Origin of the sequence: Streptococcus zalophi (assembly GCF_016481285.1) — a bacterium.
In the GTDB taxonomy this organism is placed as follows: domain Bacteria; phylum Bacillota; class Bacilli; order Lactobacillales; family Streptococcaceae; genus Streptococcus; species Streptococcus zalophi.
Map to the genome: position 1 here is coordinate 72923 of NZ_JAENBP010000004.1, position 22412 is coordinate 95334.

Annotated in this window: 16 protein-coding genes, 1 tRNA gene and 1 pseudogene; 16 read left to right on the forward strand and 2 right to left on the reverse strand. The window is 34.7% G+C overall.

Annotated elements, in window-relative coordinates:
• Window positions 1–613 precede the first annotated feature (613 nt).
• Window positions 614–2578 (forward strand): annotated as a pseudogene (locus JHK64_RS07580) (family 20 glycosylhydrolase); the annotation flags it as partial.
• 1531 nt (window positions 2579–4109) lie between these two features.
• On the forward strand, window positions 4110–5477 hold the full coding sequence (locus JHK64_RS04255) for an MATE family efflux transporter (RefSeq protein WP_258511718.1): 1368 nt from the start codon (window positions 4110–4112) through the stop codon (window positions 5475–5477).
• Window positions 5478–5529: 52 nt separating this feature from the next.
• Here JHK64_RS04255 and JHK64_RS04260 read toward each other — a convergent pair whose 3' ends face one another.
• Window positions 5530–8139: a transglutaminase domain-containing protein gene (locus JHK64_RS04260; RefSeq protein ID WP_199567762.1), complete on the reverse strand. Its 2610-nt coding sequence runs from the start codon at window positions 8137–8139 to the stop codon at window positions 5530–5532.
• A 363-nt stretch (window positions 8140–8502) separates the two neighbouring features.
• Between JHK64_RS04260 and JHK64_RS04265 the strand changes: the two genes are divergently transcribed.
• The 8 genes from JHK64_RS04265 to JHK64_RS04300 all read left to right on the forward strand — a co-directional run bounded on the left by JHK64_RS04265 (window position 8503) and on the right by JHK64_RS04300 (window position 14276).
• Entirely contained in the window at window positions 8503–8742 is a 240-nt protein-coding gene (locus tag JHK64_RS04265) for a GlsB/YeaQ/YmgE family stress response membrane protein (RefSeq protein ID WP_199567763.1), read from the forward strand.
• A gap of 17 nt (window positions 8743–8759) precedes the next feature.
• Window positions 8760–9347: an alkaline shock response membrane anchor protein AmaP gene (amaP, locus tag JHK64_RS04270; protein WP_199567764.1), complete on the forward strand. Its 588-nt coding sequence runs from the start codon at window positions 8760–8762 to the stop codon at window positions 9345–9347.
• An 18-nt stretch (window positions 9348–9365) separates the two neighbouring features.
• Window positions 9366–9557 (forward strand): DUF2273 domain-containing protein, encoded by a 192-nt coding sequence (locus JHK64_RS04275; RefSeq protein ID WP_199567765.1) that lies wholly within the window; start codon window positions 9366–9368, stop codon window positions 9555–9557.
• A 12-nt stretch (window positions 9558–9569) separates the two neighbouring features.
• A complete protein-coding gene (locus JHK64_RS04280; protein WP_199567766.1) occupies window positions 9570–10115 on the forward strand; it encodes an Asp23/Gls24 family envelope stress response protein in 546 nt (181 codons plus the stop codon).
• A 48-nt stretch (window positions 10116–10163) separates the two neighbouring features.
• Window positions 10164–10700: an Asp23/Gls24 family envelope stress response protein gene (locus JHK64_RS04285; RefSeq protein WP_199567767.1), complete on the forward strand. Its 537-nt coding sequence runs from the start codon at window positions 10164–10166 to the stop codon at window positions 10698–10700.
• A 117-nt stretch (window positions 10701–10817) separates the two neighbouring features.
• Window positions 10818–10888: transfer RNA gene (locus tag JHK64_RS04290), tRNA-Thr, on the forward strand.
• A gap of 111 nt (window positions 10889–10999) precedes the next feature.
• Window positions 11000–11254, forward strand: coding sequence for a DUF1912 family protein (locus JHK64_RS04295; RefSeq protein WP_199567840.1), 255 nt, complete (start codon window positions 11000–11002; stop codon window positions 11252–11254).
• Window positions 11255–11630: 376 nt separating this feature from the next.
• Window positions 11631–14276: a valine--tRNA ligase gene (locus tag JHK64_RS04300; RefSeq protein WP_199567768.1), complete on the forward strand. Its 2646-nt coding sequence runs from the start codon at window positions 11631–11633 to the stop codon at window positions 14274–14276.
• A 264-nt stretch (window positions 14277–14540) separates the two neighbouring features.
• Here the strand turns inward: JHK64_RS04300 and JHK64_RS04305 are convergent, their stop codons facing one another.
• Window positions 14541–15017, reverse strand: coding sequence for an arginine repressor (locus JHK64_RS04305; protein ID WP_199567769.1), 477 nt, complete (start codon window positions 15015–15017; stop codon window positions 14541–14543).
• A 202-nt stretch (window positions 15018–15219) separates the two neighbouring features.
• On the opposite strand from JHK64_RS04305, the gene JHK64_RS04310 reads away from it, so the two are divergent.
• The 6 genes from JHK64_RS04310 to arcC all read left to right on the forward strand — a co-directional run bounded on the left by JHK64_RS04310 (window position 15220) and on the right by arcC (window position 22306).
• Window positions 15220–15900, forward strand: coding sequence for a Crp/Fnr family transcriptional regulator (locus JHK64_RS04310; RefSeq protein ID WP_199567770.1), 681 nt, complete (start codon window positions 15220–15222; stop codon window positions 15898–15900).
• Window positions 15901–16158: 258 nt separating this feature from the next.
• The gene (arcA, locus tag JHK64_RS04315; RefSeq protein WP_199567771.1) at window positions 16159–17388 is read left to right on the forward strand and encodes an arginine deiminase; all 1230 of its coding nucleotides are present in this window, start codon (window positions 16159–16161) and stop codon (window positions 17386–17388) included.
• A gap of 17 nt (window positions 17389–17405) precedes the next feature.
• The gene (gene argF, locus JHK64_RS04320) at window positions 17406–18419 is read left to right on the forward strand and encodes an ornithine carbamoyltransferase (RefSeq protein WP_199567772.1); all 1014 of its coding nucleotides are present in this window, start codon (window positions 17406–17408) and stop codon (window positions 18417–18419) included.
• A gap of 76 nt (window positions 18420–18495) precedes the next feature.
• The gene (locus JHK64_RS04325; protein WP_199567773.1) at window positions 18496–19989 is read left to right on the forward strand and encodes a YfcC family protein; all 1494 of its coding nucleotides are present in this window, start codon (window positions 18496–18498) and stop codon (window positions 19987–19989) included.
• Window positions 19990–20009: 20 nt separating this feature from the next.
• On the forward strand, window positions 20010–21344 hold the full coding sequence (locus JHK64_RS04330) for a dipeptidase (protein ID WP_199567774.1): 1335 nt from the start codon (window positions 20010–20012) through the stop codon (window positions 21342–21344).
• Window positions 21345–21358: 14 nt separating this feature from the next.
• Window positions 21359–22306, forward strand: a complete 948-nt coding sequence (arcC, locus tag JHK64_RS04335; protein WP_199567775.1) for a carbamate kinase — start codon at window positions 21359–21361, stop codon at window positions 22304–22306.
• Window positions 22307–22412 lie beyond the last annotated feature (106 nt).

Genomic DNA, 22412 nt, shown 5'->3' on the forward strand with positions numbered 1-22412 from the left:
TTCCATTCGTGTCGCAAATAAGAATGTCAAAATTGGTGAAAATGTTGCACCGTCAGCAGTGGAAGTTATAGAAGATACTACAGGAGCAAAATCAGATACTCTTAGTGCTATTAATGACGGACAGATTATCCAATCCCCTAATAATGACGGAGGACCAAACGAAACACTGTGGTCAAATTATGAGTCTGCTAAAACAGGAGATAAAGATTCAACTCTAAGTTTCGTTTACGATACTGCAAATAATATTTCTGAAGTTGTCATCCATTTTGCAACAGATAAGCATGCGATGACCCTTCCTAAATCAACAACATTTAGTTATGCCTTAGGTAAAGGTTCTGAATCAATAACTGTCAATGCCGTTGCATCAGAACCAGTTGTAAATGGAAGTGTTCATAAAGTAACTTATAGGCTTGAAAAACCAGTACCAGCTGTAGTGTTCTCTATAACAGTTGTCAATGGAGATGAGAGTCCTGGATCTGGTAAACCAACAACTGGTATCGTTGAAGTGGAACTAAAAAAAGCAACTGAGGAATTTGAAAAATATTCAGACGCTTCATTATCAGAACTACGTGTTGGTAATAAAATCTTTAGTGGCCGTCAAATTTCAGAAAAAATGACTATTGAGGGTGGTCTTAAAAATCTTGTTGCCTCAAATAAAGAAAAAAATGTCGCTGTCACTATTTTGCCAGAAAATAATAATGTGATTAAAATATTTACAGAATCTGAAGATAAAACGCAAACTAAAGTTTATACGATTACAGGTAATGCATATCTTCCAAAAGAAGATACCCAAATTGAAGTGGGATCTGAGCAAATTGGCTTTAGAAATGAAGCAAAATATGCCCTTGATGGAGATCCTAACACCATTTGGCACAGTTCATGGAGACCACTAGCGTCTAAAGATCAACTATGGTTGACTTTAGATGCAGGAGCTCCTAAGAAAATCAGTGGCTTAGCTTATATGGCTAGACGTGATGTGCTCAATGGAACTGTTAAAAATTATAAAATTTTATCATCCAATAATAATACTGATTGGCAAGAAATAGGTACTGGTTCATTTGTTTACAAACAAGGTTGGCAAGAAGCACGCTTTGAAAACCCTGTAGAGGCACAATACTTTAAACTTGTAGCGCTTAGCACACTTGACGACACTGGAAACAATAAATTCATGTCAGCGGCTGAAGTACGTCTTATTGAATATCGTGAAGGCGATACGACTCAACCAAATGTGACACCTCCAGGAGAGGGTGATCAAAACCAAGACACACCAAATCAAATTGATAAATTAGCGCTTAAGAAAATCATCTCTATTGATGCTGGTCGTAAATACTTCAGCCCAGCTCAAATCAAAGAAATTGTTGATCATGCCAGCAAGAAAGGCTTCACAGACCTACACCTCTTGTTAGGAAACGATGGTCTTCGCTTCTTGTTGGATGATATGACAATTCAAGTTGGGGATACCACTTATACTAGTCAAGACGTTAAAGAAGCAATGATTAGTGGTACCAATGCTTATTACAATGATCCAAATGGTAATCATTTAACACAAACAGAAATGGATGAGTTGATTGCTTACGCCAAGGATAAAGGTATCGCTTTAATTCCTACGATTAATAGCCCAGGCCACATGGATGCCATCTTGACCGGAATGGAAACACTTGGCATTCAAAATCCTAAATTTAGATATGGTGGCAGAACATCTGACAGAACAGTTGATTTAGATAATACTGTAGCTGTTGACTTCACCAAAGCTTTGATTAGTAAATACGCTAGCTATTTCAATGGTAAAGTTGAAATCTTCAATATCGGTCTTGATGAATATGCCAATGATGCCACAGACGCTAAGGGATGGACAGTGTTACAAAGAACCGGCAAATACAGCAAGTTTGTAGCTTATGCCAACGATTTGGCGAAAATTGTGACAGATAACAATCTTAAACCAATGGCCTTTAATGATGGTGTTTACTACAATGAAGATACTACATCTGGCGAGTTTGACAAGAATATCATTGTCTCTATGTGGACCGGTGGTTGGGGAGGTTATGATGTTGCCTCAGCTCACTTCTTATCTGAAAAAGGTCATCCTATTTTAAACACCAATGATGCATGGTACTATGTTCTAGGCCGTGACTATCAAGGTTCTGGTTGGTATAACCTTGACCAAGGACTAGATGGTATGGATAAGAGTGATATTACTGCTGTTCCAAAATCACAAGGATACGATATTCCAATCATAGGCAGTATGGTAGCTGTTTGGGCAGATAATCCTAGAGCACAATATAAGAGCCAAAATGTCTTTAGATTAATGGATAAATTTGTGGCGAAAAACCCAACTTACTTCTCGGCAGATTATTCTAATGTTTTAGCAGAATTGAAAAAAATCCCAGAAAATCTCAATGACTATTCTTACGATGGTGTGACTGTTCTTGAAGCCTTAGTGAAAGAAATCAATTACAAACTTGATGTTACTCAACAAGAAACAGTAGATGCTTATGTGGCACCACTAAGCGAAGCGATTAACAATCTAGTTCTTTTAGACAAGTTACCATTACAAGAGGAAGTCGCTAAGCAAGCAGAACTAGTTAAAGATGTCCGTTATCAAAAGGCTAGTCAAGAGAAGAAAGACAATTACGACCAAGCCTATGAAGCAGCTACAGCCTTATTGAAAGAAGAGAAAATTAGCCAATCGCAATTGGATGTTATAAAAGCAGTTCTTGAACGTGCAGCCATTGCCTTAGATGGTAAGGAAGAAATACCAAATCCAGATCAACCAGGTGGTGATACTCCAAATCCAGATCAACCAGGTGGTGATACTCCAAATCCAGATCAACCAGGTGGTGATACTCCAAATCCAGATCAACCAGGTGGTGATACTCCAAATCCAGATCAACCAGGTGGTGATACTCCAAGTCCAGATCAACCAGGAGAAGATACTCCAAGTCCAGATCAACCGGGTGAGGACACTCCAAGTCCAGATCAACCAGGCGAGGAAACTCCAAGTCCGGATCAACCGGGTGGTGAGACCCCAAGTCCAGACCAACCAGGTGAGGACACACCAGGTCCAGATCAACCAGGTGGTGATACTCCAAGTCCAGATCAACCAGGAGAAGATACTCCAAGTCCAGATCAACCGGGTGAGGATACTCCAAGTCCAGATCAACCAGGAGATGAGACCCCAACTCCAGAACAACCAGGCGACGATACCCCAAGTCCAGACCAACCAGGAGAAGATACTCCAAGTCCAGACCAACCAGGTGAAGATATTCTAGATAGAAGCATTGAACTAATTGATTCTAAAACAGGTGTACGTGTTATTCTAGAAAAAGGTGAACGTTCAGCAATAAAAGGTATAAAAGTTGGACATAAAGACAGTAACGGTGCTGGAAATCTAAAAGCAACTGATTATGATTTGTTTGATATTGAATTATTAGATAAAAATGGCAATCCACTTCAACCACTTAAAAATGTTTTAGTTATCCTTCCAATGGATGATGGTAAAGAAGTAGAACGTGTTATTTATCTTCCAAATTCAGCTAATGAACAGTCACTTGATTTTACAATGACTACTTTTAAAGATTTAAATAACATTACTCATAATGCAGTTATATTTGTTGCAAAACACTTTAGTGTCTATGGTATTGTTTATAAATCAGAAAAGGGTAATCAGTCAAATATTTCTGAAACAACAGAGTCATCTGCTTCATCTTCAATAATTAGTCAGAATGCTTCAGCAACTAATCAAAAAGAGTTACCAAGAACGGGAGATACCTTTAATTATGAAGCATTAGGAGTAGTTGGATTTATTTCAGCTATTGGTATGTTCGGCTACGGCAGAAAAAAAGAAGAATAATTTCTATTTATCTGAGTGCCAGAGACTAAGTAAAAAAGCTTAAGGTAAACTTAAGCTTTTTTATGATGGTTTTGAAGGAATAGATAATAAGAGAACAAATTTAACTTATTAAATGTACTAATGATGGCTATCAGTTCAAATCAATGATTTTTTAAATGAAATATGATATATTTATCTAGTGTCTTTTTTGAGATAGAAGAGATATTTTCATGTTATTTCTATCCATAATAAGATAAAACGATCATGATAAGAATGGTAGGTGTTTCATATTACTAAAACATCAGAAACAAATAAAATGGGCACGATGTCCATCAAAAAATTAATCTTTAATATTTCATTACCTATTATGTTTTCAATGTTGGTCCAAGCGCTTTATAATATTATTGATAGCATGTTTGTTGCGCAAATTAATGAAAATGCATTAACAGCCATTTCTCTTGCCTTTCCAGTACAAAATTTCAGAATTGCTGTTGCAGCTGGAACAGGTGTCGGGATAAATGCCCTCTTGTCTAAAAAATTAGGTGAAAAGGACTCCGTCGGTGCTAGCGATGCTGCCAATACAGGAATTTTTTTAAATGCCTGTCATTCGTTAATTTTCTTGGCAATTGGTCTTTTTGCTGTCAGACCTTTGATGATGCTTCAAACATCAAATGAGGTTATTGCTGAATATGGTCAATCTTACTTAACTATTATTTGTGTCTTCAGTTTTTGTGCTTTTGCTCAAATCACGTTTGAACGCTTGTTACAATCGACTGGCAGATCTGTCCTTAGTATGTATTCTCAAATATTTGGAGCTGTGCTAAATATTATTTTAGACCCAATCCTCATTTTTGGTTACTTTGGCTTTCCTGCTATGGGTGTTACTGGTGCGGCAATTGCAACAATTATGGCACAAGCAATGGCATCTATGCTAGCTCTGTATCTTAATATTAAATTTAATAAGGACATCCAATTATCATTAAAAGGTATTTTACATCCAATTAAATCTACTATAGTTAAAATATATTCTGTTAGTATCCCTTCAACCTTGATGGTTTCAATTGGTTCTTTGATGCTACTTATCATGAATCAGATATTACTTGGCTTTTCAACCACAGCAGTAGCTGTTTTTGGTGTTTACTTTAAACTGCAAAGTTTCTTCTTTATGCCTATTTTCGGTTTAAATGGTGGTTTAGTGCCAGTTTTAGCTTATAATTATGGGGCACGTCAAAAAGATAGAATAAATCAAGCCATTAAATTTGCCATGCTTTTAGCAATTACTATTATGGTGATTGGTTTAATCATTTTAGAGCTATTTCCAAAAGAACTACTATCCCTGTTTAACGCAACACCAAAAATGGAAACAATTGGTATTGCAGCCTTACGGATTATTGCTTTATCATTTCCAATGGCTGCCGTAGGGATAACCATTAGTGGAGTCTTTGCAGCTTTTTCAAAAAGCATTTACTCTTTAATGACATCTTTATATCGTCAATTAGTTATCTTAAGCCCAACGGCTTGGTTACTGTCTTTGACGGGAAATGTTAATAATGTATGGTGGGCCTTTTTTGTTGCTGAGGTTGTCTCCATGTTTATCTCACTATTTTTCTATAATAAAATTAAAAAAGGTATTATTAATACCTTATAATAAAACAAGAAACCCCTGTGTCTTTCATGACATAGGGGTTTTTAGAAACAGATTAATGATGCTGTTTTTTACGATTAAAGAGTGCTAATGTGATACTACTTATAAATGCTAAGATTGCTAAAAGAGGTGAACTATTTGAATCTCCAGTTTTAGGAAGGACTTCTTTAGCTTGTTCTTGTTTAGAAAGTTTATTTTCTAAAGTTTCTTTTTTATCTGTAGCATTATTGTCATCTAGTGTTCCTTTAAATTCAGGTTTATCCTCAGCTGTCGGAGCGCTATTTGGAATTTCCCAAATGATGCTAGGTTTATCTTCAGCTGTTGGTGCCACTTCAGGAACTTTTTCAACTAAAGGACCATTAAATTCTGGCAAATCTTCAGCTGTTGGCGCTACTTCGGCAACTTTCTCCTCTAGTAGACCACTAAATTCAGGTAAATTTTCGACTGTTGGCGCATTTTTAGGGACACTTGACTCAGCAATTGGTTGTTCAACACTAGGTGCATTTTGAGGAATATCCCATTCGATGCTAGGTTTGTCTTCAACGGTAGGTGCATTTTGAGGGATACTTGATTCAGCTAGAGGGAGTTCAACACTAGGTGCATTGTCAGGTGTTTTGTTTTCAAGCTTGCCATTGAATTCCGGTACATCTTTAACTGTTGGCGCATTTTCAGGGACTTTTTCTTCTAATTTACCACTGAATTCTGGTGCATCCTCAGATTTAGGTGCTGATTTTGGCACATTCCATTCAAAATGTCGTTCTTCAATAGTACTATAAGCATTTAATTGTTCCAAAATAGCAACATCTTGAATAGCCTTTTTAGCAGCTTCAAGAGCGTTATTATAGGTAATGATTGCTTCATTTAGTCTGTCTAAGGTTTGTCGAGAAAGTGGAACATTTGGATCAATGCTATTTTTAATAGTATCATAAGCTTCTTTAGCTGCTAAGAATTCATTTAATAGCTGTTTATCAATGCTCTCTTTTGGTATTAGATTACCATAAGCCTGGTAAATACTTTCAATTAAACTGTTCAATTCGCTCATAGTAAAAGAATCTCTAGCTAGTAAAGAACCTAATTCAGAAATTTTATTTTGGAACGGTGCAAAGCTTTCAGGAGTGTAATCAATTTCTCTGACATGACCAACATCGTCAATTAGTTTTTGAACCTTTCTTTTGATATCCTCATCTTCATCCACTTGGTCGTTTGCTTGGTTAGAACGAAAGGCAATCTTATGTTGTTGTGCAAATTCTTTTGCTGTTGATTGCTCACTACCAACAAGTGTTAGTTGATTAGTTGGTATGCCAAAAAAGGCATTGCCATTAATAGTAGTGACTGAATCGGGGATATTAACAGTTGTTAAATGCTCAGAACCATTAAACACATAATCAGGAATAGTAGTGATACCTTCTTCTAAAGTAACTGTTTTTAGATTTGGTTTGAAAGATAGTGCAATGTTATCTAGTAAAACGGAACCTGGAATAGTTGCTTCAGTTGCTCCTTCAGCAACGGTCAGTAATTTTGTTTGATCTTTATTAAGTAATACCCCTTGATAAGCTGAAAAATTAGGATTTCCTTCTTCAACGATGAAGCTAGTGAGATGAGGATTTTGGAAGGTTTGTTTTTCATCATAGCTTCTTGTTTCTTTTGGAATAGTAAAAGTGGTTTCCTTTTTATTTTTAGGATAATAAACAATTGTTGATAAATCTTTTGAAAAAAGAACACCCTCTCTAGCACTATACCAACGGTTTTCTGGTGACACTTCAATTGAATCTAGGTTTTCAAAATCAAGAGCAGCAGATTCAAAGTGTTTAATATTTTTCCCAAGAATAATTTTTTTAAGCGATTTATTATTGGCTGATAATTGAGCTGATAAAGCAATAATAGGAGAATTAGAGGAAGTATCTGGAATTGTTATTTCTTCATTATTACCACTAATATTGACAACAGACAAACCGCTATTTTCAAAGCCAAGTGTTAATTGATTGTCTTTATATGTGACTCTATGAATGTTAGTCGTTTTATGATCTTTTGAGAAATCAGCCGTTGATTTTTTAAAATAACCATTTCCCCAAGTGCTATCAGAATAATACCATTCACCATCAATATACATAGCGTTCCATTGATGAGCTGGGTCTAGCAGTAAATTATTAACGGTACTTCCTGATGGAATAGTTCCATAGACAACAACAGAAGGGATGCCAGCAGCATTTAACATGGCTTTATAAAGATTAGAGTAACCACCACAGACGGCAATTTTTTCTTTCATAACCTCATAAGGATTAGCTCTTGGGTTTTGATTGCCAGTAGCGTATTTGACATTACTGGTAATCCAATTAAAAATTTGCTCGGCTTTATTAATATCGCTATCATTAGGATTTTTAATAATTTCATTTCTGACAAAATCATTTAGTTCTTCTTCCTGTGCTTTTGTCATGGTTAACCCTGGAAGAGTTTCATCCCAACGTGTATATGCTGATGGCTCAGCATATGCTTTAATAAATTCTAAAGCATCCGTATTGATTTGTTGATTATCTACTGGGCTATCTGCAAAAGCAGTAATGACAAAGGGGTTATTTAGAGGGATTAAACAATCTTGAGCCACTAAAATAGCCCCTGAAGTTAGTGATAAAATCATCGCTTTCGATAATGATTTTTTGACGTTCATGTTATCTCCTTTTTTGTGTATATATTACTTATATTTTACAATAAAAGAGATGATTACTCAATATGGTTCTATTTAAATACTCTTATGAGAATGAGAAAAAGTAAATATATAATTGGATTATATCGTTACACTCTGATGACAATATATTATTTTTTAGTCTTAGAAAAATCAATAATATTAACTATTTGTATCAATATAGACAAAGTAAGAAAATGAAAACTGAAAACAAACTCATTTTATAAGCGTATTAATTGACTATTATTTAAAAAAATACTAAACTTAATGTATGGTATTTAACTAGTTAATCTAAATTATATAAATTTATATAATTTAGAAATTATTTATATCAAAAGGAGAAATATTATGGGTCTTATTTGGTCACTAATCGTAGGTGGTATTATTGGAGCTATTGCAGGAGCAATTACTAAAAAAGGTGATTCAATGGGTTTAGTAGCAAATGTTGTTGCGGGACTCGTGGGCTCATTTATTGGTCAATTATTATTAGGTAGTTGGGGACCAACGCTAGCAGGTATGGCAATTATTCCATCTATCGTCGGAGCAGTTATTTTAGTATTAGTGATTTCTAAACTAAAATCAAAATAGGAGGAAATTTGAAACGAATGTCTAAATTAACTAAAATTATTAGTTTTTTGATAGGAATATTAGTTTTAATTTTCCTTGGAGCAGTTATTAACATAAATGCTCATCGTGTTATTTTACCTGATTACATGAGTTGGCTACAATATAAGATAGAACTTCCTTCTTATCTGACTATGTTTAATGGTGATTTTCTATCTCAATACTTATTTTGGATGTCATTGGTACTGTTTTTTGCCGTCATTATAGTAATTTTAGTGGTACTCTTTTATCCAAGGACTAAAACTGAGATAGATTTAAAAGAAAAACAAGGAACATTGTTACTAAACAAATCTGCTATCGAAGGTTTTGTTCGTTCCTTGATTAACAATAAAGAAATAATGGAAACTCCTAATGTTTCTGTTAAATTATATAAACGTAAATTTAAGGTGGTTGTTTCAGGAACTCTTGAATCAAGAGTTAATGTGATTCCAGAGGTGAGTCAAATTAAGGCTGATATTGAAAAAGGTTTAAAAGAATTTTTTGGTTTAAATCAATCTGTTAAGTTTGAAATATCTGTTAAAAAGATTAGACCACCTAAAAAAGAACCTGTTGCACCGCGTGTTATTTAGTAGAAATTAGGAGAGAAAATGGAACTTTTTGAAAAATATAAATATCCAATTTTAGGAGGCATTATTGGTCTTCTTATAGCAATTTTTATTATATCAGTTGGTTTTTTTAAAACTTTACTGTTATTGATTTGTATTGGTGTAGGAGTTTTTGTAGGTTTTTATCTAAAAACAACAGGTATTTTAGACAAGTTTATTAACAAAAATCGTTAAAAGGAGAAAAAGATGGCGAATGAAGTAAAAACAACAGCTCTTTCTGAAACCCCTGAAAAAGCTAGTGATGTTAGAGGAACATTGACATTTGAAGAGAAAGTTATCGAGAAGATTATTGGTATTGCAATAGCTTCTATTGATGGTCTTTTAGCAGTAGATGGTGGGTTCTTTTCAAATCTCAAGGATAAATTAGTTAATACCGGATCAGTAACAGATGGTGTTCATGTTGAGGTTGGTACTAAACAAGTAGCGGTAGATTTGAACATTATTGTTGAATACCAAAAACATGTGCCAACAGTTTATCGAAATATTAAATCAATTATCGAAAAAGAAATTAAAGAAATGACTGATTTGGATGTTGTTGAAGTCAATGTTAAAGTTGTTGATATTAAGACTAAAGAACAGCATGAAGCTGATTCCGTTAGTTTACAAGACCGTGTTTCTGGTGTAGCAAGTGCTACAGGTGAAGTAACTTCAGAACAATTTGATAAAATAAAATCAGGAGTTAGTGGTAGTTTAGAAAAGGCAACTGAATCTGCTGAACCACGTGTTTTATAATAAAACTAATTAACAAAACTATAAAAAAGAAAAGTGAGAAGATAATATATGGCAAACGAAACAAATAAAACTAAACAAACAGTAGCACCAGTATTAAAAGGTGAAGTATCTTATGAAGATCAAGTCATCAAAAAAATTATTGGTCATGCCCTTAAAACAGTTGCTGGTTTACTATCAGTAGATGGTGGATTCTTTTCAAATCTAAAAGAAAAATTAGTTAACTCTGAGTCAATCACAGATGGTGTAAATGTTGAAGTTGGTAAAAAGCAAGTAGCGGTAGATTTGAACATTGTTGTAGAATATGATAAAGATATTCCTAAAATTGCTGATGAAATGAAAGCAGTTATTTCTAAGAACGTTGAAAAAATGACTCACCTTGAAGTTGTTGAAGTTAATATCAATGTTGTTGATATTCAAACAAAAGAAGAATTTGAAAAGAATAAAGTTTCTCTTCAAGATCGTCTTTCTAACGTAGCACAATCAACTGGTGAATTAGCATCTGATACAGCTAATAAAGCTAAAGATGCAGTTGTTGATGGAACAGAAAATGTCAAAGAAACCTTAGCTAAATCACGTGTTGAATAATAGCAATAATAAAAAGAAGGTGACTTATCATCTTCTTTTTTTTGTGTTGTAAAATAAGAATAAATAATCTTTTATGGGCTTGCTTTTAGTGAGATAATATAGTATTATATTGAGGTAGCCGCTATAGTTAAATGGTATAATAGAGCAATGGTAATGCTCCGTTCCGAGTTCGATTCTCGGTGGTGGCAGAAAGAAAACAGTCAGAAGTTCTGGCTGTTTTTCATTTATGAGATGAAGTGTTATTTTGATGATTATTTTTGATATAATGAAAGAAATAAAAATGAGTGAGGCAAAAAGTGATGACATACGAACAAGAATTCTTAAAAGCATTTGAAGAATGGTTAAATACTCAAGTTATGGTTAATGATATGGCAAAAACTGAAAGTGAAAATGTTTATGATACTTACGGTGATGACAAAGCTAAAGAAGCTATTATCCGTTATGAGAGTCGCTTAGATGCTTATCGATTTTTACAAGGTAAATTTGCCAATTATCATCAAAGAAAAGATTTTCATGATTTACCAGACCATTCTTCTTCTAAAAGGCATTATTAAAACAGATAAAGGACTTGCTATTTTCTTTCCTGTTTGTTAGAATAAGGACATCAGAGGTGCTTTGCTATCATCTGTTACAGAGAGCGGTCTTGCTGAGAACCCCGCACAGAAAAACCAGAGCTAGTTGCTGAGTGATGAATGAAATAACTAAAAGTAGCGGGCCATGCCCGAATATGGGTGGTACCGCGGATAACTATTCGTCCCTATCGTTAAGATAGGGACTTTTTATTTATTTTTCTAAACAAAAAGAAACAACACATGAGTCATGTGTTGTTTCAGGGAGATTTATGAAAAAGAAAAGTTTTAGGATGACTATAGTATAATCATCCTAGCTTAAATAAACCTTAAATTCTAAAAAAATAAAGGAGAGTTGAGAGTGAAAGAATTATCATCGAAATATCAACCAAACGATGTTGAAGCTGGACGTTATCAGAAATGGTTAGAAGAGTCTGTGTTTAAGCCTTCTGGAAAGAAAGAAAGTAAACCCTATTCTATTGTTATTCCACCGCCAAATGTTACTGGTAAACTGCATTTAGGCCATGCTTGGGATACGACTTTACAAGATATTATTATCCGTCAAAAACGTATGCAAGGCTATGATGCCCTATGGTTACCAGGAATGGACCATGCTGGGATTGCTACGCAAGCTAAAGTAGAGGCACGTCTTGCAGAAGATGGTATCTCACGTTATGATTTAGGGCGTGAAAAATTCTTGGATAAGGTCTGGGAGTGGAAAGATGAATATGCCACAACGATTAAAGAACAATGGGGTAAACTAGGTCTATCCTTAGATTATTCTAGAGAGCGTTTCACTTTAGATGATGGACTTTCAGAAGCAGTTAGAAAAGTATTTGTCACCCTTTATCAAAAAGGATGGATTTATCGTGGTGAATTTATCATCAACTGGGACCCTAAAGCGCGTACAGCTTTATCTGACATTGAGGTTATCCACAAAGATGTTGAAGGTGCTTTTTACCACATGAACTATATGCTTGAAGATGGTTCTCGTGCCCTTGAAGTGGCAACGACTCGTCCTGAAACCATGTTTGGTGATGTGGCGGTTGCTGTTAATCCTTTTGATGAACGCTACAAGGAATTAATCGGTAAACATGTTATTTTACCGATAGTTAATAAGAAAATTCCGATTGTTGCTGATGAACATGCTGATCCTGAATTTGGAACAGGTGTTGTTAAGATTACACCAGCACATGACCCGAATGACTTTCTGGTTGGTCAACGTCACAATCTTCCTCAAGTCAATGTGATGAATGATGATGGGACAATGAATGAACTAGCTGGTGAATTTGTTGGTATGGATCGTTTTGAGGCAAGAAAAGCAGTTGTCGAAAAATTAAAAGCATTAGGCAATCTAGTTGCTGTTGAACAACGTGTTCATAGTGTTGGGCACTCTGAAAGAACAGGCGTCATGGTTGAGCCACGTCTATCCACTCAGTGGTTTGTCAAGATGGATGAACTAGCCAAACAAGCCATTCAAAATCAGTCTACTGATAATCAAGTCACTTTTTACCCACCAAGATTTAATGATACCTTCCTACAATGGATGGAAAATGTTCATGACTGGGTTATTTCACGCCAACTCTGGTGGGGGCATCAAATTCCTGCTTGGTATAATGAAGCTGGAGAGATTTACGTTGGTGAAGAAGCACCAAAAGAAGAAGGTTGGGTTCAAGATGAGGATGTTCTTGATACTTGGTTTAGTTCGGCTCTCTGGCCATTTTCAACCATGGGTTGGCCTAATGAAGAAAACGATGATTTTAAACGCTACTTCCCTACCTCAACACTTGTAACAGGCTATGATATCATTTTCTTTTGGGTATCTCGAATGATTTTCCAAAGTTTAGAATTCACCAAAGAAGCACCATTTAAAAATGTCTTAATTCATGGCTTAATTAGAGATGAACAAGGACGAAAAATGTCTAAATCTCTAGGTAATGGGATTGACCCAATGGATGTTATTGACAAGTACGGGGCAGATGCTTTACGTTGGTTCTTGTCAAACGGTTCTGCACCTGGACAAGATGTTCGCTTTAGCTACGAGAAAATGGATGCTTCATGGAACTTCATTAATAAAATTTGGAATATCTCACGTTATATCTTAATGAATAATGAAGGTTTAACCCTAGAGGAAGCCAAAATAACTGTTAAAAAAGTCGCCAAAGAAGAGGCTGGTAATGTGACTGATCGTTGGATTCTTCATAATCTCAACGAAACAATAGGTAAGATCACTGAAAACTTTGATAAATTTGAATTTGGTGTTGCTGGGCATATCCTTTACAACTTTATCTGGGATGAATTTGCAGACTGGTATGTTGAGCTAACCAAAGAAGTGCTTTATAGTGATAATGAAGCAGAAAAAACGGTGACACGTTCAGTCTTACTTTACACACTTGATCAGATTTTACGTCTTCTTCATCCAATCATGCCGTTTGTTACAGAGACTCTCTTTGAACACATTTCAACGAGCTCTATCGTGACAGCAGGCTACCCAATTGTTGATTCAATCTTTGAAAACGAGTCTGCTCATAAAGGTGTGGAAAGTCTTAAAGACCTCATTCGCTCTGTTCGTAATGCTCGTAGTGAGGTTAATGTGGCACCAAGTAAACCAATTACGATTCTGATTAAAACAACAGATGCTAATCTAGAACACTTTTTTAATGCCAATCAAAATTATATCAAACGATTTACCAACCCAGATCATTTGGAAATTAGTGCTAGTTTAGAAACGCCAGAACTTGCTATGTCTAGTGTGATTAGCGGTGCTGAAATTTTCCTACCGTTAGCTGATTTATTAAACATTAATGAAGAATTAGAGCGTTTAGATAAAGAACTGGCAAAATGGCAAAAAGAACTCGCTATGGTTGGCAAAAAATTATCCAATGAAAAATTTGTGGCTAATGCCAAACCTGAGATTGTTGAAAAAGAACGTCAAAAACAAGCTGACTATCAACAAAAATACGATGCCACTCTGACTCGTATTGAAGAAATGAAAAAATTACAATAACACCTTTCTTTTAAAAGTTAATGAGTAAATAAGATTAAGAAAAAGGATAAAAATCATTATTTTTATCCTTTTTTATTGAGAAAATTTCGCCATCATTTATAAGATATTTTTATATTGTTTTACTTAAAAGGTGACTTTTAAAATATGTTTTTATATCTTTTTTGTAGAGATATGAATGTTGTATTAAAACGATTTAATGATTACAAGTATTAATTTTAAATAAATAAAGAAGCCACCAACCAATTTGTTGATAGCTTTTAGTGTTTAATTAATTTGATTACTGAAGAAGAAAGGTGGTGCAAATTCACTTAGTTTTTCAAAGCAACGTTTTGCTCCTTCAACATCTTCACAAACAATTAAGCAAGTATCATCACCACAAACAGTACCAACCATGTCTGGAAGTTGCATAGCATCAAGAATTGATCCAAATGATTGCGCAAGACCGGGTAAACTTTTAAGAATGACTTGATGTTGGACAGGTCTTAACATCACAAGCGCATCTTCCATATAAAAGCGAAGGCGGTGTTCCCAACGTCCCGGCGCGATACTGTGAACAGTATAGTATGAATCCTCATCTGAAATTTTCACCAAATGTAAATCTTTCATGTCTCGAGATAAGGTTGCCTGTGTGACAGAGATACCTTTATTTTTGAGTTCTTGTTGTAATTGGTGCTGCGTATTTATTTTATTTTCAGAAATGAGGGATAAAATAAGTTGGTGTCGTATTTCCTTTTTATTCATAATAATATCCTTTCTAAATAAATGAAAATGTTTACAAGTTACTACTAACTTAATTATAACAGAAAACTCTTATTTATGACAATAGTATGAGTTTATAAATTTTTAATTATACTGATTTCCAAAGACGAATACAAATTGTTATGTTATAATAATGATAAGAATAGATGATAATAGATTGCACAAAAATGAAAAGGAGTCAGAAATGGTTGGAAAAGAACTCTACCAACATTTGAGGAAATTGGATGATTTTAAATACCTATCCATTTCTCAATTCGATCAACTCATAGCAACAATGGCCTACCATAAGGTTCCCAAGGATCAAATCTTATTTTTTGATGGAGATCCGTTGGAAAAGATGTATATTCTGTTAAAAGGGCATGTCAAGTTAGAGCAAAGTGACTCATCAGGGTCTTTTATCTATATTGATTATGTCAACACAGATACTATATTTCCTTATGGTGGTATTTTTTTAGATAAAACTTATCATTTTTCGGCTGTTGCTATTACATCTATTGAATATATTTGTTTTCCAAGAGAAGTCTATGAGTCCTTTTCTTGGGGTAATAAATATCAAATGAAAATGTTGTGTCAAAAATTGTCTAAATTGATTCACCTTCAAGAATTTAGAATAAGGAATATGGTGACATCAAGTGCCAAAGATCGAGTCATTCAAACTCTTGCCTTTTTACTGGTTGATAAATGCACAGAAGAAATGGATTTACCGTTTTCAATCACAACTATTGATATTGCAAATATGAGCGGTACAACTAGAGAGACAGTTAGTCATGTTCTCAAACCACTCAAGGAAAACAATATTATCCATTTTGAGCATAAAAAGTTGTCTTATTTGGATAAAGACTACTTTTTGAAGTATATTAAATAAGAATTTTTAAAAAATATCACTTTTTCAATTAATAATAATTATTATTTTTTTTGATAAAAACGGGAATTATTCTAGTAAAGAGTTTCTAATTTTGATAAACTTCCATTTAATCTTCGAATTGTGTTAAAAATATCACGTTTACTATGTTAAAAAGACCACGTTTTTAACTTTGAAAACGATTACAATAAGAGTGTAAATAAGTAAGAACACTGTTCTTATGTAGCTGAATTCACTGCAAAAAAAGAAAGGAGTCTATCAATGACTGAACGAGGACCAATTCATGTATATTCTGAAATTGGAAAATTAAAAACAGTTCTTCTTCATAGACCAGGGCAAGAATTAGAAAATTTAGTTCCTGACTATCTTGAAAGACTATTGTTTGATGATATTCCATTTTTAGAACAAGCACAAAAAGAACACGATAATTTCGCACAAGTGTTAAGAGACTGTGGTGTAGAAGTATTGTATCTAGAGCAATTAGCGGCTGAGTCGTTAACAAGTCAAGAAATCAAAGAAGAATTTATTGATGAATACATCTCAGAAGCTAATGTTAGAGGAAAACAAACCAAAAAAGGTATTCGTAAGTTATTGCTTGATATCACTGATAATCAAGAGTTGATTAATAAAACAATGGCTGGTATTCAAAAAGTAGAATTACCAGAAATTACTGATAAGGGATTAGCAGATTTAGTAGAATCTGATTATCCATTTGCGATTGATCCAATGCCAAACCTCTATTTCACTAGAGATCCATTTGCTACAATTGGTAATAGTGTTTCATTGAATCACATGTATTCTGAAACAAGAAACCGTGAAACCTTGTATGCTAAATACATTTTCAAATATCACCCACGCTTTAAAGACGCTGATATTCCATTTGTTTATGATCGTAAAGAAACCACTCGTATTGAAGGTGGAGATGAGTTAGTTCTTTCAAAAGATATTTTAGCAGTTGGTATTTCTCAAAGAACAGATGCAGAGTCTATTGAGAAATTAATGGCAAATATCTTTTCATCTAATATAGGATTTAAGAAAATTCTAGCTTTTGAAATTTCAAATAATCGTAAATTTATGCATTTGGATACCGTCTTTACCATGGTTGATTATGATAAATTCACTATTCACCCAGAAATCGAAGGGGGCTTGCGTGTCTTCTCAGTAGTGCCTGAAGGAGAAAGCGTTCGTATCACTGAAGAAAAGGATACTTTAGAAAATATCCTAGCTAAGAATCTTGGCTTAGAAAAAGTCACTCTTATTCGTTGTGGTGGCTCAAACTTAGTTGCAGCTGCTCGCGAGCAATGGAATGATGGTTCAAATACACTAACTATTGCACCAGGTGAAGTTGTGGTCTATGATCGTAACGTTGTGACAAACAAAAAACTTGAAGAAGCGGGATTAAAATTACATAAAATCCAAGGAAGTGAATTGGTTAGAGGGCGTGGTGGACCACGTTGTATGTCAATGCCAATTATTCGTGAAGATATTTAATAATAAAGGAGTAACTAATGACATCAGTATTTAAAGGAAGAAGTTTTTTAGCGGAAATTGATTATACCCGTGAAGAATTAGAGTATCTTATCGATTTTTCAGCACATTTGAAAGATTTGAAAAAACGTAATGTTTGGCATCGTTACTTAGAAGGCAAAAACATTGCTCTCTTGTTTGAAAAAACTTCAACAAGAACACGCGCTGCTTTTACAACTGCAGCTATTGATTTAGGTGCTCATCCAGAATATCTTGGTAAAAATGATATTCAATTAGGTAAAAAAGAATCTGTTGAAGATACTGCCATTGTTCTTGGTAGCATGTTTGATGGTATTGAATTCCGTGGTTTTAGTCAAAAAGTTGTTGAAGATTTGGCTAAATTCTCAGGTGTACCAGTTTGGAACGGATTAACTGATAAATGGCATCCAACACAAATGTTAGCTGACTATCTCACTGTTAAAGAAAACTTTGGTAAGCTAGAAGGATTAACCTTAGTTTATTGTGGTGATGGTCGTAATAATGTTGCAAATAGCTTATTAGTCACTGGTGCTATCCTTGGTGTTAATGTCACTATTGCTGCTCCTGAATCTCTTTTCCCAGAACCAGAATTAGTTGAAATGGCTGAAAAATATGCCAAAGAATCTGGTGCAACTGTTAAAATCACATCTGATGTTAAAGCTGCAGTAAAAGATGCAGATGTGCTTTATACAGATGTTTGGGTGTCAATGGGTGAAGAAGATAAATTTGCAGAACGTATTGCTTTGCTACAACCTTACCAAATTAATGAAGAGTTATTAGAACTTGTTGATAATAAAGACTTCATCATCTTACATTGTTTACCGGCATTCCATGACACAGAAACAGAATATGGTAAACAAATCAAAGAAGAACATGGTATTGATAGTATGGAAATTACAGATGGTGCTTTTAGAAGTAAACACGCTCGTCAATTTGATCAAGCAGAAAATCGTATGCATACTATTAAAGCCGTTATGGCAGTTACTTTAGGAGATCTCTTTATTCCAAAAGTATAACTTACAGATTAAGCTGTTCTGGTTTTGATTCTTGAAATCAGGACCAGAGCAGTTTTTCTATAGATAGGAGAAATTTATGACTGAAAAAGTTAAAAAAGCATTTAAAATGCCATCATCTTATACGGTCCTTATCCTTATAATTGCTTTCATGGCGATTTTAACTTGGATTATTCCTGCTGGTCAGTATCAAGTTAGTGAGGAAACTGGAAACTTAATAGCTGGTACTTACGAAACTGTAGAACAAAATCCTCAAGGATTTTATGAAGTTCTTATGGCTCCAGTTGTTGGGATGATTGGTAATAGCATCACTAGTGGAGCAATTGAAGTTTCTTTCTTTATCCTTATGGTTGGTGCCTTTTTAGGTGTTGTTACTGAAACAGGTGCTCTTGACGTAGGGATTGCTTCTTTAGTTAAAAACTTCAAAGGCAAAGAAAAAATGCTCATCCCTGTTTTGATGATTCTCTTTGCTCTTGGGGGTTCTACCTACGGAATGGGTGAAGAAACAATGGCCTTTTATCCTTTACTGATTCCTGTGATGTTGGCAGTAGGATTTGATACAATTACTGCTGTTTCCATCATTTTGATTGGTTCACAGGTAGGATGTTTGGCGTCTACAGTTAACCCATTTGCAACAGGTGTTGCGTCTGATGCTGCTGGAGTTAGCATTGCTGATGGTGCTATTTGGCGTGTGGTATTTTTCGTTGTTATTCTTGCAGTTTCTATTTTCTATGTTTATAATTATGCAAGTAAGATCGAAAAAGATCCAAGCAAATCATACGTATATGCACAACGTGAAGAAAACTTAAAACATTTCAAACCAGCTGATGTACAATCAGAGTTAACAAAGAGTCAAAGAAAAACACTCTGGATTTTTGTTATCACTTTCCTTATCATGATTCTTAGTTTGATTCCATGGTCTGGTTTTGGTATTCATATCTTTGAAGCCATTAACGACTTCTTAACAGGCTTACCTGTGTTTGGTCAGTTCTTTGGTCATTCTCTTCCTTTAGGAGATTGGTACTTCCAAGAAATTACCATGCTCTTTATTTTCATGGCTGTTTTTGTTGGTATTGTTTCAAAAATGGGTGAAGATAAATTCTTCAAAGCTTTCTTAAACGGTGCTGCAGATTTATTAGGCGTTGCCCTTATCTGTGCGGTGGCTCGTGGTATCCAAGTGGTTATGAATGATGGTCAAATCACAGCTACTATTCTTCATTGGGGTGAAGAAGGACTTAAAGGCCTATCATCTCAAGTCTTTATTGTATTGACTTATATTTTCTACTTACCTATGTCATTCTTAATTCCATCAACTTCAGGTCTTGCTGGAGCAACTATGGGTATCCTTGGTCCATTGGGTGAATTTGCTAAAGTACCAACTCACTTAATCATTACTGCCTTCCAAGCAGCATCTGGTGTCTTAAACCTTATCACACCAACTTCAGGTATTGTTATGGGTGGTCTTGCTTTGGGTCGTGTGGACATCACTACTTGGTGGAAATATATTGGAAAACTTATTGCAGCAATTGTCGTACTAAGTATGCTTATCTTAGTTGTTGCTACATTCTTCTAATTTAGAAAATAGGTGATGTTATGGCTGATTTTATTACCGATACTCACAGAGAATTATGTGTGGAGACTCTAAAAGAATTAATTGCAATTCCTTCAGTTCTAAATGAAGGAGAAGATGGAACACCTTTTGGAAAAGATATTCAAAGAGCCCTAGAAACCACATTAGGTATTGCTAACAATCTTGGATTTAAAACTTATATTGATCCCAAAGGGTATTATGGTTATGCAGAAATAGGTGAAGGAGAAACATTAATAGCTATTCTCTGTCATCTTGATGTTGTTCCTGCAGGAGATTTAAGTAAGTGGAAGACTAATCCATTTGAAGCAGTTATTGAAAACAATCAATTATTTGGACGTGGGTCACAAGATGATAAAGGTCCAACAGTAGCTTCTATGTATGCTGTAAAAGCCTTGTTGGATGCAGGGGTACCTTTTAATAAACGGATTCGTTTCATTTATGGAACTGATGAAGAAACACTATGGCGTTGTATGGCTCGCTACAATGAGATTGAAGAAGTTGCTGATATGGGCTTTGCACCCGATTCAAGTTTCCCACTAACTTACGCTGAAAAAGGCTTGTTACAAGTCAAAATTACTGGAAAAGGCAGCTCAGATCTTTCATTAGAGTTGGGTGAAGCTTTCAATGTCGTTCCAGGGAAAGCTAGCTATAGTGGTGAAAATCAAAAAGAATTAATCGAAAACCTAACTCGTTTAGGCTATGCTTATGAGACAACAGATGATACTGTTGTGGTGATAGGAGAGTCAAAACACTCCAAAGATGCTGGTGATGGAATTAATGCTATCATTCGATTGATTGAGGGATTGTCTCCAATACAAACACATTCTACCATTGATTTTTTACTAACTCATATAGGACATGATGGAACAGGTAGTCAATTGTTTGGTAAAATTGAAGATGAACCTTCAGGACAATTATCATTTAATGTAGCTGGCTTAACGATTGATGAAAATCATTCAGAAATTCGAATAGATATGAGAATTCCTGTTTTAGCTGATAAAGATGCATTAGTGAAACAATTATCAGAAACGGTGGCCCAATACGGTTTAGTTTATGAAGAATTTGACTATGTTAGACCTCTTTACGTCCCACTAGATAGTCAATTGGTTCAAACATTGTTGTCTGTATATAGAGATATGACTGGGGATATGTCTCCTGCTATGTCATCAGGGGGCGCTACTTTTGCTAGAACAATGAAAAATTGTGTTGCTTTTGGAGCAGCCTTCCCTCATACGTTATTAACAGAACATCAGGAAAACGAAAGAATTCCATTGAATGATTTATACAAAGCCATGTCAATTTATGCTGAAGCTATTTATCGTTTATTAATGTTATAATGGAGGAATTTTATATGGGAAAAAAAATAGTTGTTGCCCTAGGGGGAAATGCTATTCTTTCAACAGATGCTTCTGCAAAAGCGCAACAAGAAGCTCTTATCCAAACATCAAAATCATTAGTTAAATTTATTGAAAATGGTGATGATTTAATTATTACTCATGGCAATGGTCCACAAGTTGGTAATTTATTACTACAACAAGCTGCAGCTGATTCTGAAAAAAATCCTGCTATGCCATTAGATACCTGTGTGGCAATGACTGAAGGTAGTATTGGTTTTTGGTTGGATAATGCTCTTGTCAATGAATTACAAGAAAAAGGCATTAAAAAAGAAGTGGCAACCATTGTCACTCAAGTGATTGTTTCTGAAGATGATCCTGCCTTCAAAAATCCAACTAAACCAATTGGACCTTTCTTAACCGAAGAAGAAGCTAAAAAACAAGAAGCTGAAACTAAAGCTAGTTTTAAAGAAGATGCTGGACGTGGCTGGCGTAAGGTGGTGCCATCACCAAAACCAGTTGGTATTAAAGAAGCTAATGTCATTAAGTCTTTAGTTGACTCTGGTATTGTTGTTATTAGTGCAGGTGGTGGTGGTATCCCAGTTGTTGAAGATACTGACACTCATAAACTCACAGGTGTTGAGGCAGTTATTGATAAAGATTTTGCTAGTCAAACACTCTCTGAATTGGTTCAAGCCGATTTGTTTGTCATCTTGACAGGTGTTGATAATGTTTATGTTAACTACAATAAACCTGATCAAAGAAAATTAGAAACTGTAACAGTTTCAGAGATGAAACAATACATTTCTGAAAATCAATTTGCTCCAGGTAGTATGTTACCTAAAGTAGAAGCAGCCATTGCTTTTGTTGAAAACTATCCTGAAGGTAAAGCGATTATCACCTCTCTTGAAAATATTGAAAATGTTTTAACAGGAGATGGTGGTACACAAGTTGTTAAAGATTGAAAACTTTAATTACCATAAAAGTCCTTCTTTTCTAGGAAGGGCTTTTTTGATGAAATAAAAAACTTTCATTTCTCTTTTAAATGAAAATTTGAGAGTTTGAAAGAAA